Origin of the sequence: Marinitenerispora sediminis, from assembly GCF_003336425.1 — a bacterium.
GTDB classification, from domain to species: Bacteria; Actinomycetota; Actinomycetes; order Streptosporangiales; family Streptosporangiaceae; genus Marinitenerispora; species Marinitenerispora sediminis.
Genome location: NZ_QEIO01000052.1, coordinates 1 through 24,819 on the forward strand (window position 1 = coordinate 1; position 24,819 = coordinate 24,819).

The 24,819-nt window shown below is 73.2% G+C and carries 19 protein-coding genes; 6 read left to right on the top strand and 13 right to left on the bottom strand.

Features of this window, described 5'->3' with window-relative positions:
• The 5 genes from araB to ppdK all read right to left on the bottom strand — a co-directional run.
• Window positions 1–1,674 (bottom strand): ribulokinase (gene araB, locus DEF28_RS12175; protein WP_114446144.1); only part of this gene is annotated, 1,674 nt, incomplete at its 3' end.
• A 56-nt stretch (window positions 1,675–1,730) separates the two neighbouring features.
• Window positions 1,731–2,786 (bottom strand): LacI family DNA-binding transcriptional regulator, encoded by a 1,056-nt coding sequence (locus DEF28_RS12180; protein ID WP_233515254.1) that lies wholly within the window; start codon window positions 2,784–2,786, stop codon window positions 1,731–1,733.
• Between the two features lie 513 nt (window positions 2,787–3,299).
• Window positions 3,300–4,544, bottom strand: a complete 1,245-nt coding sequence (locus DEF28_RS12190) for a deoxyguanosinetriphosphate triphosphohydrolase (protein ID WP_114400650.1) — start codon at window positions 4,542–4,544, stop codon at window positions 3,300–3,302.
• A 49-nt stretch (window positions 4,545–4,593) separates the two neighbouring features.
• Complete coding sequence (locus DEF28_RS12195) at window positions 4,594–5,583, bottom strand: YdcF family protein (RefSeq protein WP_233515255.1); 990 nt, start codon at window positions 5,581–5,583, stop codon at window positions 4,594–4,596.
• A gap of 287 nt (window positions 5,584–5,870) precedes the next feature.
• Entirely contained in the window at window positions 5,871–8,549 is a 2,679-nt protein-coding gene (gene ppdK, locus DEF28_RS12200; protein ID WP_114398442.1) for a pyruvate, phosphate dikinase, read from the bottom strand.
• Window positions 8,550–8,939: 390 nt separating this feature from the next.
• On the opposite strand from ppdK, the gene trhA reads away from it, so the two are divergent.
• Window positions 8,940–9,686 carry a PAQR family membrane homeostasis protein TrhA gene (gene trhA, locus DEF28_RS12205; protein ID WP_374058162.1) on the top strand — a complete coding sequence of 249 codons (747 nt, stop codon included), beginning with the start codon at window positions 8,940–8,942 and terminating at the stop codon, window positions 9,684–9,686.
• Window positions 9,687–9,769: 83 nt separating this feature from the next.
• Here the strand turns inward: trhA and DEF28_RS12210 are convergent, their stop codons facing one another.
• The 3 genes from DEF28_RS12210 to DEF28_RS12220 all read right to left on the bottom strand — a co-directional run bounded on the left by DEF28_RS12210 (window position 9,770) and on the right by DEF28_RS12220 (window position 15,476).
• The gene (locus DEF28_RS12210) at window positions 9,770–11,158 is read right to left on the bottom strand and encodes a glycine--tRNA ligase (RefSeq protein WP_181874326.1); all 1,389 of its coding nucleotides are present in this window, start codon (window positions 11,156–11,158) and stop codon (window positions 9,770–9,772) included.
• Window positions 11,159–11,400: 242 nt separating this feature from the next.
• A complete protein-coding gene (locus DEF28_RS12215; RefSeq protein ID WP_114398445.1) occupies window positions 11,401–11,700 on the bottom strand; it encodes an antibiotic biosynthesis monooxygenase family protein in 300 nt (99 codons plus the stop codon).
• Window positions 11,701–11,768: 68 nt separating this feature from the next.
• The gene (locus DEF28_RS12220; RefSeq protein ID WP_114398446.1) at window positions 11,769–15,476 is read right to left on the bottom strand and encodes a bifunctional glycosyltransferase/CDP-glycerol:glycerophosphate glycerophosphotransferase; all 3,708 of its coding nucleotides are present in this window, start codon (window positions 15,474–15,476) and stop codon (window positions 11,769–11,771) included.
• 533 nt (window positions 15,477–16,009) lie between these two features.
• Between DEF28_RS12220 and DEF28_RS12225 the strand changes: the two genes are divergently transcribed.
• The 4 genes from DEF28_RS12225 to DEF28_RS12240 are packed head-to-tail and all read left to right on the top strand — an operon-like array spanning window position 16,010 to window position 18,533.
• The gene (locus DEF28_RS12225; protein WP_114398447.1) at window positions 16,010–16,381 is read left to right on the top strand and encodes a DUF6703 family protein; all 372 of its coding nucleotides are present in this window, start codon (window positions 16,010–16,012) and stop codon (window positions 16,379–16,381) included.
• Between the two features lie 46 nt (window positions 16,382–16,427).
• Window positions 16,428–17,249, top strand: coding sequence for a metal ABC transporter ATP-binding protein (locus DEF28_RS12230; protein ID WP_114398448.1), 822 nt, complete (start codon window positions 16,428–16,430; stop codon window positions 17,247–17,249).
• Complete coding sequence (locus DEF28_RS12235; protein WP_114398449.1) at window positions 17,242–18,141, top strand: metal ABC transporter permease; 900 nt, start codon at window positions 17,242–17,244, stop codon at window positions 18,139–18,141. Before DEF28_RS12230 ends, DEF28_RS12235 begins: the two co-directional genes overlap by 8 nt.
• Window positions 18,138–18,533: a Fur family transcriptional regulator gene (locus DEF28_RS12240; protein ID WP_114398450.1), complete on the top strand. Its 396-nt coding sequence runs from the start codon at window positions 18,138–18,140 to the stop codon at window positions 18,531–18,533. The genes DEF28_RS12235 and DEF28_RS12240 overlap by 4 nt, the downstream gene beginning before the upstream one ends.
• A gap of 16 nt (window positions 18,534–18,549) precedes the next feature.
• Here DEF28_RS12240 and DEF28_RS12245 read toward each other — a convergent pair whose 3' ends face one another.
• The 4 genes from DEF28_RS12245 to recO all read right to left on the bottom strand — a co-directional run bounded on the left by DEF28_RS12245 (window position 18,550) and on the right by recO (window position 21,841).
• Window positions 18,550–19,359 (bottom strand): SGNH/GDSL hydrolase family protein, encoded by an 810-nt coding sequence (locus DEF28_RS12245; RefSeq protein ID WP_114398451.1) that lies wholly within the window; start codon window positions 19,357–19,359, stop codon window positions 18,550–18,552.
• Between the two features lie 117 nt (window positions 19,360–19,476).
• The gene (locus tag DEF28_RS12250) at window positions 19,477–20,292 is read right to left on the bottom strand and encodes an SGNH/GDSL hydrolase family protein (protein ID WP_233515256.1); all 816 of its coding nucleotides are present in this window, start codon (window positions 20,290–20,292) and stop codon (window positions 19,477–19,479) included.
• Window positions 20,289–21,113, bottom strand: a complete 825-nt coding sequence (locus DEF28_RS12255; RefSeq protein ID WP_114398452.1) for an isoprenyl transferase — start codon at window positions 21,111–21,113, stop codon at window positions 20,289–20,291. The genes DEF28_RS12250 and DEF28_RS12255 overlap by 4 nt, the downstream gene beginning before the upstream one ends.
• Window positions 21,110–21,841: a DNA repair protein RecO gene (gene recO / locus DEF28_RS12260; RefSeq protein WP_114398466.1), complete on the bottom strand. Its 732-nt coding sequence runs from the start codon at window positions 21,839–21,841 to the stop codon at window positions 21,110–21,112. Before recO ends, DEF28_RS12255 begins: the two co-directional genes overlap by 4 nt.
• Before the next feature lie 226 nt (window positions 21,842–22,067).
• Here recO and DEF28_RS12265 point away from each other — a divergent pair, with 226 nt between their 5' ends.
• On the top strand, window positions 22,068–22,925 hold the full coding sequence (locus DEF28_RS12265) for a CAP domain-containing protein (RefSeq protein WP_114398453.1): 858 nt from the start codon (window positions 22,068–22,070) through the stop codon (window positions 22,923–22,925).
• A gap of 76 nt (window positions 22,926–23,001) precedes the next feature.
• On the opposite strand, the gene leuA is transcribed toward DEF28_RS12265, so the two are convergent.
• Window positions 23,002–24,711 (bottom strand): 2-isopropylmalate synthase, encoded by a 1,710-nt coding sequence (leuA, locus tag DEF28_RS12270; RefSeq protein ID WP_114398454.1) that lies wholly within the window; start codon window positions 24,709–24,711, stop codon window positions 23,002–23,004.
• Window positions 24,712–24,819 lie beyond the last annotated feature (108 nt).

Consider the following 24,819-nt stretch of genomic DNA (forward strand, 5'->3'; position numbering starts at 1 on the left):
GAGCTGTTCGCCGTCTACACCGACCTCCACGACCACCTCGGCCGCGTTGCGGATCCGCCGCAGCCGGTGCAGGGCGTCGCTGCCGCCGCGGCCGAGGTGGTCGTGGAGGTCGGTGTAGACGGCGAACAGCTCGTCGTAGCGGTCCGCGCGCCCGGGGTCGGGCCGGTAGACGTCGCGGCGGACGTTGCCCATGGCGGCGGAGGCGGTGCGGATGTCGGGGTGCGCCCCGGCGGCGACGGCGGCGTGGATGGCGGAGCCGAGGGCCGGCCCCTGCTCGGAGCCGATGACGTTGAGGGGCCGCCGCAGGACGTCGGCGTAGATCTGGAGGACGAACGGGTTGCGGACGAGCCCGCCGGCGACCGTGACGTCGCGCACCGGGACGCCGGCGTCCTCGAAGGCCGCCACGATCGTGCGGGTGCCGAACGCGGTGGCCTCGACGAGTGCGCGGTACACGTCTTCGGGCCGGGTGGCCAGCGTGAGGCCGGCGACCACTCCGGACAGGTCGTGGTCGACCAGCACGGAGCGGTTGCCGCTGTGCCAGTCCAGTGCGACCAGGCCGTGGGCGCCGACGGCCTGGCCGGCGGCCTTGCGGGACAGCAGCTCGTGGGCGTCGACGCCGAGGGCGGCGGCCTCGGCGGCGTAGGCGGCGGGGGTGGCGGTGTCGGCGAACCAGCCGAAGATGTCGCCGACCCCGCTCTGCCCCGCCTCGTAGCCCCAGAGTCCGGGCACGATCCCGTCGCGCACGACGCCGCACATGCCGGGCACGTCGGCGAGCACGTCGGAGTTCATGACGTGGCAGGTGCTGGTGCCCATGACCGCGAGCATCTGGCCGGGCTCCACGGTGCGGGCCGCGGCGGCGGTGACGTGGGCGTCGACGTTGCCGACCGCCACCGCGATGCCTTCGGGGAGCCCGGTCCAGGCGGCGGCGCGGGCGCCCAGGCGGCCGGCCCGCCCGCCGAGCTGGGAGAGCGGGTGCGCGATCTTCTCCTCGACGAACCCGGCGAAGCCGGGGTGCAGGGCGGCGAGGTACTCCCGGGACGGCCACGCGCCGTCCTGGTGGATGCCTTTGTACCCGGCGGTGCAGACGTTGCGGGTCTCGCGGCCGCAGAGCTGCCAGACGATCCAGTCGGCGGCCTCGATCCAGCGTTCGGTGCGGCGGTAGGTCTCGGGGTCCTCCCGGAGCACCTGCAGGCCCTTGGCGAACTGCCACTCCGAGGAGATCCGGCCGCCGTAGCGGGCCAGCCAGGGTTCGCCGCGTTCGCGGGCGGTGGCGTTGATGTGGTCGGCCTCGGGCTGGGCGGCGTGGTGCTTCCACAGCTTGGGGTAGGCGTGCGGCCGGTCGGCGAGGCCGGGGAGCTCGCACAGCGGGGTGCCGTCGGCGGTGGTCGGCAGGACGGTGCAGGCGGTGAAGTCGGTGCCGATACCGACGACCCGCTCGGGGGCCACGCCGCCGGCGGCCAGAGCCTTGGGCACCGCCTGGCGCAGCACCTGCCGGTAGTCCTCGGGGACCTGCAGTGCGGTGTCGGGGGCCAGCGGGCGGTCGGAGCCCGGCAGGGCGGCGGAGACCACCCCGTGCTCGTAGGGGTGCACGGCGCTCGCCAGCTCGGCGCCGTCGGCGACCCGGACGACGACCGCCCGGCCGGACAGCGTGCCGAAGTCCACGCCGACGACCACCGCGTCCGGATCGGTGTGAGCGCTCACATCATGGGCCGTGGTCGGCCGGTCCTGGGTCACTGCCGCGTTCCTCCCTGGTCTCGCCTGCTCCGCGCCGCCCGCGCGGTACTGGCCCGCACCGCCAGCCGGGTGGGCACGACGACCCGCGCGGGGTCGCCACCCCGGCCGGCCGCACCGTCGATCTGCTCCAGCAGCACCTCGATGCTGCGCTCGCCCACCTGCGTGAAGTCCTGCCACACGGTGGTCAGCGGCGGGGTGAAGAACTCCGCCTCGGGAATGTCGTCGAATCCGACCACGCTGACGTCGTCGGGCACCCGCACCCCGGCCTCGCTGAACGCCCGCAGCACGCCCAGGGCCATCTGGTCGTTGGCGACGAAGACGGCGGTGACCTCCGGGTCCCGGGCGAGGCGCAGCCCGGCGGCGTAGCCGGACCGCGGTGTCCAGTCGCCGGGGACCGGGTCGGGTGCGGCGGCCCCGGCCGCGCGCAGCGCCGAGCGCCACCCCTGGATCCGCCCCTCGGCCTCCAGCCAGCCGGCCGGTCCGCTGACGTGCCACACCGTGCGGTGGCCGAGGTCGAGCAGGTGGCGGGTGGCGGTGACGGCGCCGGTGAACTGGTCGACGCAGACCACCGGGATGTCGGGGGCCTGGCCGCCCTCGACGGCCACCACCGGCAGCGTCTCCGGCAGCGCGGCGAGCGACTCCGCCGTCACCCGTTTCGGGGTGATGAGGACCAGCCCCTCGATTGACTGCTCGGCGAGGTAGCCGATCGCGGGCGCCAGGCTCACGGTGTCGCCGGACTTGAGGCTGACGATGCTGACGAAGTACCCGGCCGCCCGCGCGGCCTGCTCCAGGCCGAAGAGCGTGCTCGCCGGGCCGTACAGCGTGGTGTCGACGGCGATGACTCCCAGCACGTTGGTCCGCCGGGTGACGAGGGCGCGCGCGGAGGAGTTGCGCCGGTAGCCGAGCTCCTCGATGGCGGCCCGCACCCGCTCCCGGGTCGCGTCGCGGACGTTGGGGTGCCCGTTGAGCACCCGGGAGACCGTCTGGTGGGAGACCCCCGCGAGCCGGGCGACGTCCGCCATGACCGGGCCGTGGCCGTTCGGGGAGGGCATGACGGAGCAACACCTCGCCAACTCATGTGGGGGACTTCACGGCGGGACTGTGACGTGGGCTACATTGTTAGCGCTAACATCTCTCCCCGTCAAGGGTTCCGGTGCCCTGGAAGCGGCCTCGGACCGCCGGCGACCGGACGCCCGCCCGCCGCCTCCGACCGCCCATCGGCCTTCCGGGACGCCGACCGGCCTGGTGGCCGCCTGGCGTGGGCCCCGCCCCGGGCGCCGACATCGGGCGGCCACCGTAGGAGAGCCGGGCGTGCTATGGCCTGCCGGGTTTCGAGGAGGTCATGGACCATGGCTGGACCATGCCGCTCGCCTGCCCGTCGCTCCGGCGGCGCACGTCAGCGTCATGGCCAGCGGCAAGACCGCCCCGGTCGCCCCCGGCATGAGTGTCGGAGTGGACGACGTGGACGCGGCCTCTGCGGTCATGCGGTCATGCGGAACAGCGGCGCGGAGACCGTTCACCCGTCGCAGGACGAGGAGTGGGGGTGCGGCGGTGCTTCGTCCGCCCTAGCCCACCAGCCGGCGGTGCCAGGCCATGGCCGAGGTGTCGGTGAGCGAGGCGATCTGGTCGATGACCACCCGCAGCGCCGCGGCGTCGTCGCCGGCGGCCGCGTAGTCGGCGCGGAACGGCGGCTCCAGGGTGTCGGGGGCGCCGAGGCGCACGGCGGTCACCAGGTCGGCGATGACGGCGCGTTCGCGCGCCTGGTAGTCGCGGGCCTCCACGCGGGCCATCACGTAGTGGGCCGCGACCGCCTTCAGCAGGGCGCACTCCAGCAGCGAGCGGCGCGGCACCACCAGTGAGGCGGCGTAGCGCACCAGCGGACGCGGACCGAAGCGCTCGCGGGTGGCCCGCTCCGCGGACCGGCAGAACCGGCCGATGAGCTCGCTGGTCAGGTTCTTCAGGCCGGCCAGCGACCGGAGGTCGCCGTCGAAGTCCTGCGGCCAGAACGGCTCGGCGAGCAGCCGGTCGTAGGTCTCGCCGAGCTCGGCCGGGTCGGCGTCCGCGTAGAGCCGGGCGGCGAGCTCGCACACCGCGTCGCGCTCCCCTGGGCTGCGCAGCGCCTCGAACCGGACCAGCCCGGCGAACAGCCCGTCCTCCAGGTCGTGGACCGAGTAGGCGACGTCGTCGGCCCAGTCCATGATCTGGGCCTCGAAGCAGGTCAGCGCCTCCGGCGCGCCCTCGCGGACCCACGCGAAGATCGCGGCGTCGTCCGGATAGCAGTTGAACTTGCTCCCGGAGCCGCCGCCGCGCTGCCACGGGTACTTGAGTGTGGCGTCCAGCGTGGCCCGGGTGAGGTTCAGCCCCGCGCTGCGCCGGCCGGGCGTGGTGACCTTGCCCTCCAGGCGGGTGAGCAGCCGCAGGCTCTGCGCGTTGCCCTCGAAGCCGCCGCAGGCGGCCGCCGCGGCGTCGAGCGCGCTCTCCCCGTTGTGCCCGAAGGGCGGGTGCCCGAGGTCGTGCGCGAGGCAGGCGGCCTCGACGAGGTCGGGGTCGCAGCCCAGCGAGCGCCCCATCTCGCGGCCGATCTGCGCGCACTCCAGCGAGTGCGTCAGCCGGGTGCGCGGGAAGTCGCTCGCCCCCGGCTGCACGACCTGCGTCTTGGCGGCGAGCCGGCGCAGCGCGTAGCTGTGCAGCACGCGGGCGCGGTCGCGCTCGAACGGGCCGCGGGCCCCGCTCTTCGGCGGCTCCGCGGCCCAGCGCTCCCGGTCCCGCTCGGTGTAGGGCGGCGGAGGCGGCTCGGTGATGCCCGGCATGGTGTCCCGCAACTCTCAGGGGCGGCCCCGCGGCCGGCAGGCGCCCGGCTCAGGCCGCGTCGACGTGCAGTGTTGAACTGTCACCGAAGATCCAGTAGTACCAGACGGAGGCCGTCTCCCGGGTGATGTACCAGAGCTGGGTCTCCCGTTCGAGCACGGCCGGGCCGGAGCGCGCCGGCGAGGTGGCCGCCTCGATGCCGAAGTCCTCCGCCATCGTCCGCGACCGCAGCGAGTGCCAGGGGTCGGTGACGATCACCGCCGAGGTCCAGCCGAGCTGCTGGTAGACCCGCGAGACCGCCTCGATGCTCTGCAGGGTGTCGCTGCCCTCTCCGATGGCCACGACGTCCTCGGCGGGCACCCCGGCATTGACCAGCCAGTCGCGGCCGCTGCCGCCCTCGGTGTAGGCGTCGCCGGGCTGGTTGCCGCCGACCGTGACGACGGCGGGGGCCACGCCCTGCTCGTAGAGGTCGGCGGCGTGCCGCAGCCGCGCCTCGAAGATGGGCGACGGCCGGCCGTTGTACTGGCTGGCGCCCAGCACCACGATGGCGTCGGAGGGCGGGCGCTCATCCTGGCGGGCGACGTACCACACCCAGGCCCAGGTCAGGCACGGGACCAGGACGGCGGTGACGGCCAGCAGCGCCAGCGTCCACGCGATGCGTCTCCCCCACCGGCGTGCCGGGCGGTCCGGCCCTGCTGCGGGCCGGGGGCGCCTCCGGCGCGGCGGCGGATCGGGCCCGGGCTCGGCGCGGTCCGGGTCCAGGCGCGGCCGGGTCATGGTGCGGGTGGGGTCGGGGCCCGGCGGGGCCCGGTCGGGCGGCACCGGGGCGGCCGGGCCGTCGGCGGCCCGGGTGAAGACCCGGGTGCGCTCCGCGGGACCGTCGGCCTCGACGCCGACGACGTCGATGACGGCGGCGTCGCCGGGCGCGCCGGAGCTCCGGGGCTCCCGGGCGAACGTCCGCGTCGCCTCCAGATCCGGTGCGGCACCGAGCGGGGACTCCTCGCGCGGCTCGTTGCCGCGCTCTTCGTCCGCTGCCGGCACGTCCCACCCCCTGTGAGGACCTCGCTGATGGCTCGGCTGAGAAGGGCCGTGCCGGGCACGGAGCGAAACGCCCGCTCCCGCGTCCGGCCGTCCGGCTCCGACCTGGCACAGCGTACTGGATGGCATAGGTGCGAAGCCTGTCCCGAAAGGGCTTCCGGGCGTTTGGTGACAGGCCCGGCCTCATGCTACGAGAAGTGACCGGCCGGGGCGGTGTGCTCGGCGCACACCGGGCCGAAAAAGTCGTGCGGCGCACGTGATGTGCGCCGCACGACCCTCGTCATCGGGCGTCAGCCGCGGGCGGCCGCGCGCCCCGACTCCAGCCGGGCGACGGGGACCCGGAACGGCGAGCACGACACGTAGTCCAGGCCCGCCTCGTGGAAGAAGTGCACCGACGCCGGGTCGCCGCCGTGCTCACCGCAGACGCCGAGCTTGATGCCCGGCCTGGCGCGGCGGCCCTCCTCGACGGCGAGCCTGATGAGCCGGCCCACGCCGTCCACGTCCAGCGACTCGAACGGGGACACGCCGAACACGCCCTTCTCCAGGTAGGCGGAGAAGAACGACGCCTCGACGTCGTCGCGGGAGAAGCCCCACACCGTCTGGGTGAGGTCGTTGGTGCCGAAGGAGAAGAACTCGGCGTTCTCGGCGATCTGCCCGGCGGTCAGCGCGGCGCGCGGCAGCTCGATCATGGTGCCGACGGGGTAGTCCAGCGTGACGCCGTACTCCTCGCCGACCTCGCGGAGCACGTTCAGCGACTCCTCGCGGATGATCTCCAGCTCCTGCACGGTGCCCACGAGCGGGATCATGATCTCCGGGCACGGCCGGCCGCCGACCCGCAGCCGCTCGGCCGCGGCCTGGGCGATGGCGCGCACCTGCATGGTGAACAGGCCGGGGACCACCAGGCCGAGCCGGACGCCGCGCAGCCCGAGCATCGGGTTCTGCTCGTGCAGCCGGTGCACGGCCTGCAGCAGCCGCAGGTCGTTCTCGTGCTTCTCCCCGCGTGCCTCGGCCACCGCCACCCGGACCGACAGCTCGGTGACGTCGGGCAGGAACTCGTGCAGCGGCGGGTCGAGCAGCCGCACCGTGACCGGGAGGCCGTCCATGGCCTCGAAGATGCCGACGAAGTCGTCGCGCTGCATCGGCAGCAGCGCGGCCAGCGACTCGTCCCGCTCCTTGTCGGTGTCGGCGAGGATGAGCCGCTCGACGAGCTGGCGCCGGTCGCCCAGGAACATGTGCTCGGTGCGGCACAGCCCGACGCCCTGCGCGCCCATGCGGCGCGCCCGGGCCGCGTCCTCGGCGTTGTCGGCGTTGGCGCGCACGTTCATCCGCCGGGCGGCGTCGGAGTACTGCATGAAGCGGTGCACGGCGCGCACCAGGTCGTCGGAGGAGTCCGACGCGGGGTCGATCTCGCCCTCGAAGTAGCGCACGACCGGGGAGGCCACGACGGGTACCTCGCCGAGGAAGACCTCGCCGGTGGTGCCGTCGATGGAGATGACGTCACCCTCTTCGATCACCTGGCCGCCGGGGGCGACCAGCCGGCGGTTCTTGGTGTCGACGTCGAGCTCCTCGGCGCCGCACACGCAGGTCTTGCCCATGCCGCGGGCGACCACGGCGGCGTGGGAGGTCTTGCCGCCGCGGCTGGTCAGGATGCCGCGCGCCGCGATCATGCCCTCCAGGTCGTCGGGGTTGGTCTCCCGCCGGCACAGGATGACGTCCTCGCCGCTGCGCGACCACTTGATGGCCGTGTAGGAGTCGAACACGGCCTTGCCGACGGCCGCGCCCGGCGAGGCGTTCATGCCGCGTCCGAGCCGGGTGCGCTCCGCCGTCTCGTCGAAGCGCGGGAACATGAGCTGGGCGAGCTGGTCGCCGGTGACGCGGCCGACCGCCTCGTCCAGGGTGATCAGGCCCTGGTCCACGAGCTGGTTGGCGATACGGAACGCCGCGGCCGCCGTGCGCTTGCCCACCCGGGTCTGCAGCATCCACAGCTTGCCGCGCTCGATGGTGAACTCGATGTCGCAGAGGTCGCGGTAGTGGTTCTCCAGCTTCTCCATGATGGCGAGCAGCTGGCGGTAGCTCTCGGGGTCGATGCGCTCCAGGTCGGCGAGCGGCACGGTGTTGCGGACGCCGGCCACGACGTCCTCGCCCTGCGCGTTCTGCAGGTAGTCGCCGTACACGCCCTGCTGGCCGGACGCGGGGTCGCGGGTGAAGGCCACCCCGGTACCGGAGTCCATGCCGAGGTTGCCGAAGACCATGGAGCACACGTTGACGGCGGTGCCGAGGTCGGACGGGATGCGCTCCTGGCGCCGGTACAGGATCGCGCGCGGCGCGTTCCAGGAGTCGAAGACCGCCTTGATGGCCAGCCGCATCTGCTCGCGCGGGTCGGCCGGGAACTCCTCGCCGGTGTGCTCCAGGACGATGTCCTTGAAGGTCTGGACGAGCTCCTTGAAGTCGCCGGCGTCGAGGTCGAGGTCGTCGGTGGTGTCCTTGCGCTGCTTGGCGGCGTCGATGGCGTCCTCGAACAGCTCGCCCTCGATGCCCTGCACCGTCTTGCCGAACATCTGGATGAGCCGGCGGTAGGAGTCCCAGGCGAAGCGCTCGTCGCCGGCCTGCGCGGCGAGCCCGCGTACCGAGTCGTCGTTCAGGCCGATGTTGAGGACGGTCTCCATCATCCCGGGCATGGAGAACTTGGCGCCGGAGCGGACGCTGACGAGCAGCGGATCGTCGGCCTGGCCCAGGCGCTTGCCCATCACGGCCTCCAGCGCGGCCAGCTTCTCGTCGATCTCGGCGTCCAGCCCCTCGGGTACGCGACCGTGATCGAGGTAGTACCGGCAGGCGTCGGTGGTGATGGTGAACCCCGGTGGGACGGGCAGGCCGAGATTCGTCATCTCGGCGAGGTTCGCCCCCTTACCTCCCAGGAGGTCCTTGAGGTCCTTGTTGCCCTCGGCGAATTCGTAGACGTACTTGGGCACCGCAAGCTCCTTTTCACGGCCGCTCGACCTCGAATGCGCGCGACTCTACACAGCCGAAGAAAAAATCTTCCTCAGCACGCCTATATACCCGAGTTTCCCCAGATCAGATGAGGTGTATTGGTTTAGTCCAGTGGTCTAGGCAAGACGCGCGAAGCGACGCAGGTCACACCCACACCCCCTGAGCCGCACTCCGCCATCGTCCCCCCAGGTCAGAGCCGGTGCACGCACCCCCGGGCGGTCGACGCGGCGCGAGCTGGTCCAATCCGGCGCGTCGCCGTCCCGGCACCGGCGCCTGATGTGCCGAGCGACACATGGGCAACTCGCGAGTAACCTACGGTACCGTAGGTACAGTCGTTGAGCGGGACGCCCGAGCCCGAGGAGAGAAGAGCGATCGTGTCAGTGGAGCAGAGGGACCACACGCAGCCGAGCACCCCCGAGGACGGTGCGCGGGCGGACACCGAGCAGCGGGCGGTTCCGTCCCCCGCGGACCTGCTGCGCGCGGTGAAGCCGCGGCTGCGCGGCTGGCTGCACCTCGGCACCGCGCCGCTGGCCCTCGCGGCCGGGATCGTGCTGGTCGCCCTGGCGCCCACCGGCCTGTCCCGGCTGGCCAGCGCCGTCTACGCGCTCAGCTCCGTGCTGCTGTTCAGCACGTCGGCCGTCTACCACGTGGGCCGCTGGACCAGCCGCGGCATGGCCGTGCTCCGCCGCCTCGACCACTCCAACATCTACCTGATCATCGCCGGCACCTACACGCCGTTCGTGCTGCTGGTGCTGGAGGGCACGCTGCGCACGGCGATGACCGCGCTCATCTGGGGCGCGGCCATCGCCGGCGTGGTCTTCAAGATGTGCTGGCTGAACGCGCCGCGCTGGCTCTCCACCGCGCTCTACATCGCGGTCGGCTGGGTGGCGGTACTCTTCATCCCGCAGCTCGTCGGCGGCACGCACCCGGCCACCTGGATCCTCATCCTGGTCGGCGGCATCCTGTACAGCGTCGGCGCGGTGGTCTACGCCCTGCGGTGGCCGAACCCGGCGCCGCGCTGGTTCGGCTTCCACGAGATCTTCCACTCGCTGACCATCGCCGCCTACGTCTGCCACTACGTCGCGGTGTCCTTCGTCGTCTACACCGTCGCGGGCTGAGGAGCGCGCACCCGCCCCGGACATGCGGCGGCGCCGGCCCGGACACGCTCCCGCGTGCCCGGGCCGGCGCCGTGTGCGGCGGGTCAGCAGCCCGGCAGCCGCTCCAGCAGGTAGCGCTCGACCTGGTCCAGGGAGACGCGCTCCTGGCCCATCGAGTCGCGCTCGCGCACGGTCACCGCGTCGTCCTCCAGGGTGTCGAAGTCGACGGTCACGCAGAAGGGCGTGCCGATCTCGTCCTGGCGGCGGTAGCGGCGGCCGATCGCGCCCGCGTCGTCGAACTCCACGTTCCACCGCCGGCGCAGCCGCGCGGCGAGGTCGCGGGCCTTGGGCGAGAGGTCGGTGTTGCGGGACAGCGGCAGCACGGCGGCCTTGACCGGCGCGAGCCGCGGGTCCAGGCGCATGACGGCGCGCTTCTCCAGCTTGCCCTTGGCGTTGGGCGCCTCGTCCTCGTGGTAGGCGTCCAGCATGAAGGTCAGCAGCGCGCGGTCGACGCCGGCCGCCGGCTCGATGACGTAGGGCGTGTAGCGCTCGTTGTTCTCCTGGTCGAAGAAGGAGAGGTCGGCGCCGGAGTGCTCCGAGTGGGTCTTCAGGTCGAAGTCGGTGCGGTTGGCGACGCCCTCCAGCTCGCCCCACTCGCCGCCCACGAAGTTGAACCGGTACTCGATGTCGACGGTCCGCTTGGAGTAGTGGGAGAGCTTGTCCTTCGGGTGCTCGTACAGCCGCAGGTTGTCCTTGGCGATGCCCAGGTCGACGTACCACTGCAGGCGGGTGTCGATCCAGTACTGGTGCCAGTCCTCGTCCTCGCCGGGCTTGACGAAGAACTCCATCTCCATCTGCTCGAACTCGCGGGTGCGGAAGATGAAGTTGCCCGGGGTGATCTCGTTGCGGAACGACTTGCCGATCTGGCCGATGCCGAACGGGATCTTGCGGCGGGCCGACTGCTGCACGTTCAGGTAGTTGATGAAGATGCCCTGCGCGGTCTCCGGCCGCAGGAACGCCAGGCCGCTCTCGTCCTGCACCGGGCCGAGGTAGGTGCGCAGCAGGCCGTTGAACATGCGCGGCTCCATCAGGGAGCTCTTGGCACCGCAGTTCGGGCAGGCGATGTCGGCGAGGCCCTTCTCGGGCTCGCGGCCGTGCTTCTCGGCGTAGCCCTCGATCAGGTGGTCGGCCCGGAAGCGCTTGTGGCAGGACTGGCACTCGGTGAGCGGGTCAACGAACTCCTTGACGTGGCCGGACGCCTCCCAGACCTCGCGGGCCAGGATGACGCTGGAGTCGAGGCCGACGATGTCCTCGCGCTCCTGGACCATCGCGCGCCACCACTGGCGCTTGACGTTGTTCTTCAGCTCCACGCCCAGCGGGCCGTAGTCCCACGAGGCGCGCAGACCCCCGTAGATCTCGCTGGAGGGGTAGACCAGACCCCGGCGCTTGGCGAGATTGACCAGGGTGTCCATTGCCTCTGACTTGGCGGCCATAGTTTTCTCAGACTCTCCATCCGGCTGGCGGTCGGCGGATCGCGGAACGCGACGCTCGTGAACGGGACTCCGCGACGGTCGGTGCGCGGAAGTGACCAGCCTATCCAGGCGCGGCCACTGACATGCACCAACGACGATACGCCCGCCGGCGGCCGGGTTCGAACGGATAAACCCGGCGGGCGCGTCGCAGGCGGCGGGCCGCCCGGCACCCGGCAGCGGGCGGACGGCCCGGCGCGCGCGGTTCAGGCCGGCGCGTCGGGGTGCCGCGCGACCACCTCGAACGCGCTGGGCTCGTCGCGTGCCATGGACAGCAGCGGCACGGCCGCGACGCGCACGTCGAAGTCCGACAGGGCCCGGCGGTAGGCTCCGGGGCCGTCCCACTCCGTGACGACCGTCCAGAGCGTGGGCTCGTCGGCCGCGCGGGCGACGGTCCCGGAGCGGTAGCCGGGCCGCTGGCCGAGCGCGTCCAGCGCTCCGGTGGCGCGGGCCACGAAGTCGTCGGAGTCCTCGGGAGCGACGGTGTAGCGGGTGATGACGATCACGCCCCCATGGTGGCATGCCGGGGGCGCCGCCCGCGCCCCGCCCGCCGCGCACCCCGGCTCCGGGAGGCTCAGCCCCCGCCGAAGACGCGGTCCACCACCCGGGCGGCGGCGCGGCCGTCGTCCAGCGGGCAGAACTGGTCCACGAAGGCCCGGTAGCGGTCGGCGTAGCTCCCGGCCACCTCGTCGATGCCGAGCACGGAGGCGATCACGTCGTCGGACTCCAGCAGCAGCGGTCCCGGCGCGGTCTCCTCGAAGTCGAAGTAGAACCCGCGCAGGTTGTCCCGGTAGCTCTCGATGTCGTAGGTGAAGAACAGCATCGGCCGCCCGGTGTTGGCGAAGTCGAACATCATCGACGAGTAGTCGGTGACCAGGATGTCGGTGATCAGGAACAGCTCCATGATCTCCGGGTACAGCGACACGTCGTAGACGAAGTCCTCACCGACGATCGGCACGCTGTCGACCACCCGCGGGTGCCGGCGGACCAGCAGCACGTGGTCATCGCCCAGCTTGTCGTACATGCGGCGCAGGTCGAGGTGCAGGTCGAGCTTGTGCTTGCCGCGGGTGTAGTACTTGTCGTCCCGCCAGGTCGGCGCGTACAGGATCACCTTCCGGCCCTCCGGCAGCCCAAGTCTGCGGCGGGTGCGCTCGGCGAGCGCCTCCCGCTCGGCGGAGAAGAAGATGTCGTTGCGGGGGTAGCCCGTCTCCAGGATCTCCCCCTCGAAGCGGAACGCCCGGCGCAGGATCGGGGTGGCCCACGGGCTCGGCGAGACGAGGTAGTCCCACTGCCGCGTCTCCCACGCCAGCTTCTCGTGGTAGTCGCGGGACTTGCCGCGGATGTTCTCGATGTCGAAGCCGATCCGCTTGAGCATCGAGCCGTGCCAGGTCTGCACGACCGTCTGGTCCGGCCGCCGGGTGAACCAGGCGGGCTGGCGGGAGTTGGTGACCAGGTAGCGTGCGCGGGCCAGCGACTCGTAGAAGTCGCGGCCGTTGTGCCGCACCCGGGTGAGGTCCGCCGGCAGGTTGACCTGACCGTCGCGCACCAGCCAGGACATGGGGTAGTCCGCCCAGCGTCCGCCGCGCGCCCGCAGTTCGGCGTAGACGCTGTGCGGGCTGTCGGAGAACTGCCGGCCGGTGTAGCTGTCGAAGAGGATCTCCTCGCGCAGCTCCTCCTCGCGCATGGCGGGGTAGCTCTCCTCGCGCAGCCGGCGCTGCGCGAAGCTGCCGCGCTCGTCGGGGCGCAGGTCGCCGCCCACCCGGAGCACCGGGGTGTCGAACCCGCTGTCGGCGAAGGTGTAGCCGCGCTCGGGCGTCTCCATCTCCAGCGGCAGGGACCGGACGAAGGCGGAGTCGAGTTCGGCGCGGACGTCGGTGCCCTCGCTGCCGTCGTGGCGGACCCGGGCCCAGAGCTGGTACGAGCCGGCCGAGAGCGGGAGGGTGCCGGACAGGGTCCGGATGGCGGCGGGGGTGAAGACGGCGCGGAAGGCGTCGCCGTCGCGGGTGACGTCGAAGACGTGCTCCTCGTCGCGCCCGCGCGCCTTGAACACCAGCCGCAGCTGGGAGTCGGCCGCGTACTGGCCGGTCAGCACGAGCTCGCGGCCCTGGGCGCCGGCCCACTCCGCGGCGCGGATCACCGGGTGGGCCCAGCCGGCGCGCAGCCGCAGGTGCCCGTCGCTGGTCCGCTGCACGACGACTTCGTGGTAGCCGTCACCGGCCGGGTGCGCGGCCGGCTCGACGTCCTCGGGCAGCACCAGCGGGACCGCGGTGCCGACCGGGGTGCGCAGCTCGGCGCGCCACCGCTCCTGCCGGAGCGCGCCGTTGCCCTCGTTCACCATGTGGTTGAGCAGTTCGGCGGCGGGGATCCGGACGCTGAACCGGTCGCCGACCGTCTGCAGCGGGCGCTCCAGCACGGCCGTGCCGGGCAGCCGGGTGAGCCGCAGCACGCGGGCCTCGGCGGCCGGCGGTGCGACGAACTCGCCGCTGATCTCCAGTTCGGGGGCGGGCGCGGCGGCGTCGAGCCGGTGCCCGCGGACCCGGGCCCGCACCGGCGCCACCCGGATGCGCAGCTGCTGGTCGTCGTCCCAGACCGGCCGCACCCAGACATCCTCGGCCACCTGGTGGTAGGGCGGCCGCTCCGGCGGCCCGGAGACCGGGTTGGCGACGATCCGGCGCCGCACCAGGCCCCGGTTGACGACCACCAGCTCCAGCTGCCACTCGGTGGCCCGCCACTGCCCGGACATCCGGAGCTTGGCGGGGTCGAGGGAGACCTCGAAGCCGCCGTAGTCGTGCCGGGCGGCGTCGGGGACGTCGGGCAGCCGGTACTCGGCGGCCAGCCGGACCTTGACCGGGACGGGGACCCGCCGACCGGTGTCGGCGTTCACCGCGAACGCCAGCAGCTGCTGCTGCCAGCGCCGGCCGGCGCGCAGGTGGCGGATGCCGATGCGCCCTCCGACGACGAGCCGGCCGTCGCGCCACTGGACGCTCTCGGTCTTCTGCCGGACCTTGAGCTCGGTGTCGAGCCGGTACAGCTCTCGGGGGACGCCGGTCTCGGGGTCCTCGAAGAAGGGGTAGCGGATGTAGTAGTGCAGGCCGCGGCGGACCACCGGCGCCTTCTTGAGCTCGACGCTCTTCTGGAAGGTGATGACCTCCATGAGGCGGTCGAGCCGGCGCTTGCGCACCAGGTGGTAGTTGAGCCGGTGCAGCACCCCCACACCGTCCAGTACGGCTCGGTCGACGGTGTCGAGGTAGGCGTTGGCGAGGTCGAGGAACCGCTCACGGGCGGCCTGGTCGGCGTCGTCCAGCCGGAGCAGCACGCGGCGCAGGTCGCGGCGCAGCGCGTGGTCGTCCCACAGGGCTCGGTCGGCGCCCGCGAGCGAGGCGCTGAGGTCGGCGATCGCGGCGACGCGCCGGCTCATGTTCTCGATCCGGCTGAGGTCGTCGACGGCCTCGCGGTCGCGGCGCAGGTAGACGGGGGCGGGCAGCACGTCGACGGCGCGGGCGGCGAAGTGCGCGCGCAGCACGGCGAGGTCGGCGTCTTCCTCGTCCCGGAGGGGCGGGAGGCTCTCCCAGAACGTCCGCCGCCACAGCTTGTTGCCGAGCAGCCGGTCGGCGAGCAGCGCGGGGGTCGCGCGGACGTGCGTGCCGACGCGCACGCGGTCGAAGGCGCGGCGGTGCGCGCTGGACGGCCGGGAGCCGAGCTCGTTGAAGCGGTACAGGTTGCCGGCGGCGAAGTCCGACCCGCTGCTCTCCAGTGAGTCGAGCAGGTAGCGGACGGCGTAGCCGGGCAGCGCGTCGTCGCCCCGGACGAACAGCAGGTACTCGCCCGAGGAGGCTCCGGCGCCCAGCCGGCAGGCGGCGGCGTCCCCGCCGGCCGCGGCGGTGAGCAGCGTCACGGTGGCGCCGCCGATGCGGGTGCCCGCGACGTCGCGGGCGACGTCGAGCCCCTCGGTGCGGGCCGCGCCGACCGACTCGCCGTCCTCCTCCTCGCCGTCGTCCTTGGCGGCGTCGGGGTCGGTGTCGGGGTCGGCGTCGGTCGCGGCCCGGGCGGCGGGCTCGCCGTCGGCGTCCTCGTCCTCCCCCTCGTCCTTGGCGGCGTCCGCGGCGGCGACGCCGTCAGCCCGCGGCTCCGCCGGGTCGGCGGGCCCGGTGCGGGCCTCGATCGGCACCAGGACGATCTCGGCGTCGGCCAGGTCGGCGCTCTGCCCGGCCAGTGAGTCCAGGCAGTCCCGCAGGCGGGGCTCGGTGACGTCGAAGGGAACGATGAGGCTGAGCTTGGGCACGGAAAAACAGTCTCCCGGTCTTCTCTGCTGGAGCGGGGTCACAGAGACCGGACCCGATCGGGCCCGGCGGTTGGTGGGCCAACCTAAACCACGTTGAGTAAGCGGCTCGTAAGTTCCCGTTATCGGGGAGCCGACCGCGACGAGCCGTCGCTCTCCCACAAAAATACCGGTATGCGTGGCCGCTGTCGGCCGGTCGGGGTTTCGGCGCCGGGCAGGCGGGACGCGGAGGCGGGCGCCGCGCCCGGGCGCTCGTGCGGGACGGCCGGCGTCGGCGAGAATTGGGGCGGGCGGCGTCCGTCACCGGAGGGCACCGCGGGCGCCGCGGCGGCGGATGCCGGAGGGAGGTGCGGGGATGCGCGGGACGATGCCGGTCGACGGGCGGCGGACGCCCGTGCCGCGCCTCCCCGGCTCCCCCCGTTCCGGCGGCCGCCGGGAGCGGCGGCCCGCGGGCAGCCCCGGCCCCGCGCGACGCGCGGAGTGCCGGTCGGCGCCCGCCCACTCGTTCGCACCCGCACCCGTTTCGAAGGAGCCGCGTGTCACGTAAGCGCAAGAAGCCCTCCCGCCGCCCCGCCGCCGCGCCGAGGCGCCCGCTACCGGAGGGCGACGCCTTCTTCACCCCGGAGGCCGGCGCGCTGCGGCGCGCGGTGGAGCGGCGCAGCGCGGTGCCGCTCGTGTGGCTGCACAACGCGCCGCGGTGGGTGCTGCCGGTGGGGATGGCCGGCGTGTTCATCGCCGGGCTGCTGATCGCGGGGCTCATCGGCGCGGTACTGCTCGCGGTGCTAGCGCTGTTCTTCGCGTGGCTGGCGTTCCTGGCCTGGCCCAGGCTGCGCGGGGGCGAGCGCGCCATGCGGGTCGTGGTGGTGGCCACACTCACCGGGCTGGCCGTCCTGCAGACCGGATCATGAAACCGGACATTTTGACAATCATTTTCGTTGTCGGCAGACTTGAGAGGTGTCTGAGGTAGCTGTCGCGGATCCGCGACCGGAACCCGCGCCGCCCGCCTTCCGCGTCACCGGGGCCGTGGTCGAGTACGACGGCCGGCCGGTGCTGGACGGCGTCTCCTTCGAGGTCCCGCGCGGCGAGGTGCTCGCCATCCTCGGGCCCAACGGTTCGGGGAAGTCGACCCTGTCGCGCGCCATGCTCGGCCTGGTGCCGCTGCACCGGGGCGGCGTCGAACTCCACGGCGTCCCGGTCCGGCGGTTCCGGCAGTGGGGCCGCGTCGGCTACGTGCCGCAGCGCCTCCCGGCTGGCGGCGGGGTGCCCGCCACCGTGCGCGAGGTGGTCGCCTCCGGGCAGGTCGCGCGGCTGCGCCGCCTCCGGCTGCCGGGGCCCGCCGACCGCGCGGCGGTGGACGAGGCGCTGGCCGCCGTGGGGCTCGCCGACCGCGCGCGCGACTCCGTCCACGAGCTCTCCGGCGGCCAGCAGCAGCGGGTGCTGATCGCCCGCGCGCTGGCGGGCCGCCCTGACACCTTCGTCATGGACGAGCCGATGGCCGGCGTGGACGCGGCCAGCCAGCGGGCCCTGGCCGGGGCGGTCGCCGAACTGCGGCGGCGCGGCCACACGGTGGTGCTGGTCCTGCACGAGCTGGGACCCCTGCGTCCGCTGATCCAGCGCGCCGTCGTGCTCGCACACGGACGGATCGCCCACGACGGCGAACCGCCCCGTCCGGCGGGCGAACCCGCCCGTCCCGACCACGACCACGCGCCCCCGGACGCCGGCGCGCCGCTGCTCGCCCCGGCGGTGCCGGGCCTGGAGGTCCCCCGCCGTGACTGAGCTGCTGGAACTGGACTTCATGCGCCGCGCGCTGCTCGCGGCCGTGCTCGTCGGGCTCACCGCGCCGGCCATCGGCACCTTCCTGGTGCAGCGCCGGCTCGCGCTGCTCGGCGACGGTATCGGGCACGTCGCGCTGACCGGGGTCGCGCTTGGCTACCTGACCAGCTCGTCGCCGGTGATCACCGCGCTCATCGTGTCGGCGCTGGGCGCCGCGCTCATCGAGGTGGTCCGGGCTCGCACCCGTACCAGCGGCGACGTGGCGCTCGCGCTGCTCTTCTACGGCGGCATCGCCGGCGGCGTGCTGCTGATCGGCCTGGCGCCGGGGCAGAGCACCGGCACCCTCACCTCGTTCCTGTTCGGCTCGGTGACCAGCGTCAGCGAGGAGGACGTCACCATCATGGCCGCGCTCGCGGTGCTGGTGCTTGGCGTCCTGGCGTACTTCGGCCGCGAGCTGTTCGTGCTGTGCCAGGACGAGGAGGTCGCCCGGACGCACGGGCTGCCGGTCCGGCTGCTCAGCCTGGTGATCGCGGTGACGGCGGCGCTGACGGTCGTCGTCGCGATGCGCGTGGTGGGCGTGCTGCTGGTGAGCGCGCTCATGGTCGTACCGGTGGCCGCCGCCCAGCAGCTGACCCGCGGCTTCCGGGCCACGGTGGGGGTCGCCATGCTGGTGGGCGTGCTCTCGGCGATCGGCGGACTGAGCACGGCCTTCTACGCCGACGTGGCACCGGGCTCGACCATCGTGTTGATCGCTCTCGGGGTGTTCGCGGCGGCCGTCGCGGCCGGCCGGGTGCTGCGCCGCCGGCGCGGGCGCGCCGGCGCGGTCCGGCGGACGCGCGGGGCGGCCGCGCTCGGTAGCATTCCCGGGACCGAGTCGGGGAGCATGAGGACATGAGCACACGCCGCGAGACCGTACGTCAGGCGCTGAACGAGAGCACGGGCTTCCGCAGCGCCCAGGACCTTTATGCCGACCTGCGCGCCGAGGGCTCCAAGATCGGGCTCACGACGGTGTACCGCGCGCTGCAGGCGCTCAGCGACGCCGGCGAGATCGACGTGCTGCGCAACGCCGAGGGCGAGGCGGTCTACCGCGCCTGCGCCACCGAGCGGCACCACCACCACCTGGTCTGCCGGTCCTGCGGCAAGGCGGTCGAGATCGAGGGGCCCGCGGTGGAGAAGTGGGCCGAGAGCATCGCGGTGCAGCACGGCTTCGTCAACCTCACGCACACCGTCGAGATCTTCGGCACCTGCGCCGACTGCTGCGCGCGGAGGACCGCGGAGGCCTCCTGACCGGAGGCCTCCCCGTTCACCGCAGGCGCTCCAGGTTCGGCCGCTTGGGCGCCCGGCCGTCGCCCGAGGACCGTCCGGTGAGCCGGCGCCCGATCCAGGGCACCAGGTACTCGCGCGCCCAGTGCAGGTCCTCCTGGCGGGCCAGCCGCCAGTCCCGGGGCAGCTCCTCGGGCCAGGGCTGGCGCCAGTCGCCCTCCGCGGCCACCCCGAGCACCTCGCAGACGCGCAGGGCGAGCCGGCGGTGGCCCTCGGAGGAGAGGTGCAGCCGGTCGGCGCTCCACGCCCGGCGGTCCTGGAGCACCCGCATGCTCCACAGGTCGACGACCGCGCAGCCGTACTGGTCGGCGATGGCGCGTACGTGCATGTTGTAGGTGGCGACCTTGCCGCGCAGGTGCCGCATGACCGGCTGGAAGCCGGTGTCGAACCCGGTGAAGACGACGACGGCGGCGCCGGTGCCGGCCAGGCGGGCGACGGCGGCCTCGAAGACCGCCGCGACCTGGTCGGGGTCCCCGCCGGGCCGGATGATGTCGTTGCCGCCCGCGCAGAGCGTGACGAGGTCGGGGTGGAGTTCGACCGCGCGCGGCAGCTGCTCGGCCGTGATCTGCCGGATCAGCTTGCCGCGCACCGCCAGGTTCGCGTACCGCACCTCGGGAACGCGGTCGGCCAGGTGCTCGGCCACCCGGTCGGCCCAGCCGCGGAACCGGCCGCGGGCAGCGCCGCTGTCGTCCGGGACGGGATCGTTCAGCCCCTCCGTGAAACTGTCGCCGAGTGCCACGTAGGAGATGACGTCCTGGGTGAGGTCGAGCCCTCCGTGAAAGTCGGTCATGGTATTCGATGATGCCGGGCGAATCCATGGTTACGCGACAGTAGGTTGCGGTATTCGCGAGTTTTGTCGCGCTCCTCACGTTTCAGGCCAGCGGTGGCGGCTGTTCGCCGCCTCCGCTCAGCGCACGACCGGCGTCAGCTCCGGGCGCTTGGCGGTGACGTGGTCACCGGAGGACCGCCCGGTGAGCCGGCGCCCCAGCCACGGCACGAGGAAGCCGCGCGCCCACCGCAGGTCGGCACGGCGCGCGGTGCGCCAGTCCACGGCCTCGGCCGGCGGCCACGGCTCGTCCCACCGGCCCTCGGCCGGCACCCCGAGCGCCTCGCACACTCCCAGCGCCAGCCGGCGGTGCCCCTCGGGGGACATGTGCAGCCGGTCGGCGTGCCAGGCGCGCGGATCGGTGAGCACGTCCATTCGCCACTGGTCCACGAGGTGGCAGCCGTGGCGGTCGGCGATCGTCCGGATGTTCAGGTAGAAGCGGGCGAACACCCCGATGCGGGCCCGCATGTAGCCGGTGGCGAAGTTGACGCCGGTGAACAGCACGACCTCCGCGCCGGTCGCGCGCAGCTGCCGCACGGCGTGCTCCACGCCCCGGGCGAGCCGGTCGGGGTCGCCGCCCGGCCGCAGCAGGTCGTTGCCGCCGGCGCTGAACGTGACCAGATCCGGGCGCAGTTCCAGCGCGCGCGGCAGCTGCTCGGCCAGCACCTGGCCGAGCAGCTTGCCGCGGACCGCGAGGTTGGCGTAGCCGACCCGGCCGACGTGCGCGGCCGCGTGGTCGGCGAACCGGTCCGCCCACCCGCGGAAGTGTCCGTGCGGGTGGCCGTCGCTGTCCGGATAGGGGTCGCCGACCCCTTCGGTGAAGCTGTCCCCGACGGCGACGTAGGCGAGGTCGGTGCGTCCCGCGAGGGGGCTCTCCGGCACCTCGGCCCGGCTCACGGGGTCGGCTCCACCGGGTTGGGCACCGCGCCGCCGTAGCGCCGGTCCCGGCTGGCGTAGATCTCGCACGCGTGCCAGAAGTGCCGCCGGTCGAAGTCCGGCCAGAGGGTGTCGAGGAAGACGAACTCCGCGTAGGCCGACTGCCAGAGCAGGAAGTTGGAGAAGCGCTGCTCGCCCGAGGAGCGGACGAACAGGTCGACGTCCGGGATCTCGGGCTCGTCGAGGTACTTCGCGACGGTCGCCTCGGTCACCCGGTCCGGATTGATCCGGCCCTCGGCCGCGGCGCGGGCGATCCGCGCGGCGGCGTCGGCGATCTCCGCGCGCCCGCCGTAGTTCACGCAGAACTGGAGGGTGAGGGTGCTGTTGTCCTTGGTCATCTCCTCGGCGTCCTCCAGTTCGGAGATGACGCTCTTCCACAGCCGCCCCCTCCGCCCCGCCCAGCGGACCCGCACGCCGCGGGCGTGCAGCTCGTCGCGGCGGCGGCGGATGACCTCGCGGTTGAAGCCCATGAGGAAGCGGACCTCCTCGGGCGAGCGCTTCCAGTTCTCGGTGGAGAACGCGTAGGCGGAGAGGTAGGGGACGCCGAGCTCCAGCGCGCCCTCGATGACGTCGAACAGGGAGTTCTCGCCCGCCTTGTGCCCCTCGGTGCGCGGCAGCCCGCGCTCCTTGGCCCAGCGCCCGTTGCCGTCCATGACGATGGCCACGTGCCGGGGCACCAGTTCACGCGGCAGCTCCGGCGGCCGCGCGCCGCTGGGGTGCGGCCGCGGCGGCTCGGCCTTGCGGCCGGCCGACTTGGACGAAAGGGGGTTGTACAGGCTCACGTACGCTCCACGAGGCGCAGGGATCGGATTCCGTTTTCCAGGTGCCACTGCAGGTAGGCGGCGACCAGCCCGCTGCACTCGGTGCGGTGCCGGCCGTCGCTGGCGTCGGCCTGGGCCCAGTCGCCGCGCAGCAGTGCCGCCATGAGGTGGACCGTCTCCGGCGCCGGAGCGGCCGAACCCGCCGGTCGGCACACCGAGCACACGGTACCGCCGGCGTGCACCGCGAAGGAACGGTGGGATCCGTGCGACCCGCAGCGCGCGCACTCCTCAAGCGCCGGAGCGTACCCCGCGACGGCGAGTGAGCGCAGCAGGTAGGCGTCCAGGACCAGGCGCGGGTCGTGGGCGGCCTCCGCCAGCGTGCGCAGGCCGCCCACGAGCAGCAGGAACTGCCGCAGCGCGGGGTCTTTCTCGACGATGACGATCTTCTCGGCCGTCTCCAGCATGGCGGTGCCCGCCGTGTACCGCGGGTAGTCGGCGACGAGCGGCTCCCCGTAGGCCCGCAGCGTGTCGGCCTGGGTGATGACGTCGAGCGTGCGGCCGGTGTGCAGCTGCAGGTCCACGTGGGTGAAGGGCTCCAGGCGGGCGCCGAACCGGGACTTGGTGCGCCGCACCCCCTTGCCGACCGCCCGCACCAGCCCGGTGCGCCGGGTCAGCAGGGTGACGATGCGGTCGGCCTCCCCCAGCTTCTGGGTGCGCAGGACGACGCCCTCGTCGCGGTAGAGGCTCACGTGCCCATTCTCGCCGATCGCGCGCTCCCGGGCGAACCGGGCGGCGCGGGGCCGGCGGGACCGCGGCCACCGGCGCCCCACCAGCGACATCACCGATTGGTAACGCCTCTCGCCGCGAAGTGGTCTACGATCAGCGCCCGAAGCGACAAATGGTGACTCTCTACCAATTGCACCGTTTTCAGCAGTCCCGAGTTTCCCACCCTCCCCAGAACGGAACGGGGGCACGATGCCACGCGGTTACGGAAGCCATCGAAGATCCGCGGCAGGCCGAGAGAGCGGCGCGCGACGGCGGCGGCGGGCCGCACGCCGCGCGCCGAAACGGCCGTCAACCTGGCGGCGACCGCTCATCGGCGCGGCCGCCGCCATCCCCGTCGGACTCGGCCTCGCGGCAGCACTCACCTTCGCTGGGCTTCCCGCGCAGGACGCCGCCCGGGACCCCGGCAGCCAGCAGGCCGCCGTCCCCGACGACGCGCTGACGCCCGAGGAGGACTTCTTCCCCAGCACCGACCCCTCCGCGCCGCCCGCCACCCGCCCTTCGGACCCCGCGGACGAGAGCGCGCAGACCAGCGCCGAGATCAACGTCGAGCCGTCCGCCTCGCCCACCGGCTCCTCCGCCCCCGAGGACGCGGAGCCCCGTGACGGCGGCTCGGACGACTCCGACCGCGGCGGCCGGCCCGGCCGGGGCGACTGGTCGCCGCCCGACGGCCCCTCCGGTGGCTCCTCGCTCACCGCGGCCGTGGTGGACCTGGTGAACGACGAGCGCTCCCGGGCCGGCTGCCCCGACCTCCGGGTGGACGGCCGGCTGACCGCCGCCGCGCAGGGGCACAGCGAGGACATGGCCCGACGCGACTACATGGACCACGTCAGCCCCGAGGGCGAGGGGCCGGGCGACCGCGCCGCCGCCGTCGGCTACTCGGCGTGGTCCGGCGAGAACGTCGCGGCCGGCTACCGCACCGCCCAGGACGTCATGAACGGCTGGATGAACAGCGACGGGCACCGCGCCAACATCCTGAACTGCGACAACCGGGCCATCGGGGTCGGCGAGGCCGACCGCTACTGGACCCAGATGTTCGGCCGGGAGTAGCCCGGCGGCGGCCCGCCCCGCACGCGTCCGGCACCCGGGGCGACCCAGGTGCCGGACGGAGAGGTCAGGCCGCCTGTCAGAGTGCCGCGGCGCGGCTGACCGCGCTGCACACCGCCTTCAGCGACGCCGTGGTGATGTTGTCGTTGACGCCGACCCCCCAGACGGTGCTGCCGTCCACCTCGGCCTCGACGTAGGCGGCCGCACGGGCGTCGCCGCCCTCGCTCATGGCGTGCTCGACGTAGTCGACCACCCGTACCTTGACGCCGATCCCGGCCAGCGCGTCGACGAACGCCGAGATCGGGCCGTTGCCGGCGCCGCGGATCTCGCGGATCTCCCCGTTGACCGAGACGTCGGCGGAGATCCGGTAACCGCCGTCGCCGGTGGTCTCGGACCGGTGCGCGACCACCGCCACGGGGCCGTCCTCGGCCAGGTAGGTCTTGGCGAAGATCTCCCACAGCCGCTCACCCGAGAACTCGCCGCCCTCGCTGTCGGTGAACTGCTGCACCACGCGGGAGAACTCGATCTGCAGCCGGCGCGGCAGGTCGAGCGCGTGGTCCCGCTGCAGGATGTAGGAGACGCCGCCCTTGCCCGACTGGCTGTTGACCCGGATGACGGCCTCGTAGGTGCGCCCGACGTCCTTGGGGTCGATCGGCAGGTAGGGCACCCGCCACGGCTGCTCCGCCACCGGGACCCCGGTCCGCTCGGCGTCCTCCTCCAGCGCGGCCAGGCCCTTCTTGATGGCGTCCTGGTGCGAGCCGGAGAACGCGGTGTAGACGAGGTCCCCGCCGTAGGGGTGCCGCGGGGCCACCGGCAGCTGGGTGCAGTGCTCGACGATCCGGCGGATCTCGTCGATGTCGGAGAAGTCGATCCGCGGGTCGACACCCTGGCTGAACAGGTTCAGGCCCAGCGTGACCAGGTCGACGTTGCCGGTGCGCTCCCCGTGCCCGAACAGGCAGCCCTCGACCCGGTCGGCCCCGGCCATCACCGCCAGCTCAGCGGAGGCGACGGCGGAGCCGCGGTCGTTGTGCGGGTGCACCGACAGGCACACGTGCTCGCGCCGGGACAGGCTGCGGCTCATCCACTCGATCTGGTCGGCGTAGACGTTCGGGGTGGCCCGCTCCACGGTGGCCGGCAGGTTGAGGATGATCTCGCGGCCGGGGCCGGGCCGCCACACGTCCATGACGGCCTCGCAGACCTCCAGGGCGAAGTCCGGCTCGGTGTCGATGAAGATCTCCGGGGAGTACTCGTAACCGACGTACTCCGAGCCGTCCAGGTACTCGGCCATGTACTTCATGACGTGCCGCGTGCCCTCGACCGCGATGGCCTTGCAGGCCTCCCGGTCCACCCGGAACACCACGCGGCGGAACTCCGGCGCGGTGGCGTTGTACAGGTGCACGGTCGCCCGCTTCGCGCCGACCAGGCTCTGCACCGTGCGCTCGATCAGGTCCTCGCGCGCCTGTGTGAGGACCGAGATCACGACGTCGTCGGGGACCGCGCCGCCCTCGATCAGGGACCGGACGAAGTCGAAGTCGGTCTGGCTGGCGGCCGGGAACCCGACCTCGATCTCCTTGTAGCCCATGCGCACCAGCAGGTCGAACATCTCGCGCTTGCGGGCGGGGTCCATCGGCTCGATCAGCGCCTGGTTGCCGTCGCGCAGGTCGGTGGAGAGCCAGCGGGGGGCGGCGGTGATGGTCGTGGACGGCCACGTGCGGTCGGGCAGGTCGACCGCCGGGAAGGGCTGGTAGCGGTGGACGGGCATACCACTGGGCTGCTGCTGCGGCACCATGAAAAAGGGCTCCTCGGAAAGGGTTTCGCTCGCGGTGGTGTCCGGCCGACAAGAACACGCAGAAACCCCGCGGCGAGGGAGCCGGCCTACCTCAACGGCCCCCGCCGC

Bases quoted from the DNA above. Each gene is read 5' to 3' on its own strand.
- DEF28_RS12190 (WP_114400650.1), bottom strand. From the start codon at position 4,544: ATGCCGGGCATCACCGAGCCGCCTCCGCCGCCCTACACCGAGCGGGAC.
- DEF28_RS12180 (WP_233515254.1), bottom strand. From the start codon at position 2,786: ATGCCCTCCCCGAACGGCCACGGCCCGGTCATGGCGGACGTCGCCCGG.
- DEF28_RS12245 (WP_114398451.1), bottom strand. From the start codon at position 19,359: ATGACCGACTTTCACGGAGGGCTCGACCTCACCCAGGACGTCATCTCC.
- leuA (WP_114398454.1), bottom strand. From the start codon at position 24,711: ATGGTGCCGCAGCAGCAGCCCAGTGGTATGCCCGTCCACCGCTACCAG.
- DEF28_RS12210 (WP_181874326.1), bottom strand. From the start codon at position 11,158: ATGGCCGCCAAGTCAGAGGCAATGGACACCCTGGTCAATCTCGCCAAG.
- DEF28_RS12265 (WP_114398453.1), top strand. From the start codon at position 22,068: ATGCCACGCGGTTACGGAAGCCATCGAAGATCCGCGGCAGGCCGAGAG.
- DEF28_RS12240 (WP_114398450.1), top strand. From the start codon at position 18,138: ATGAGCACACGCCGCGAGACCGTACGTCAGGCGCTGAACGAGAGCACG.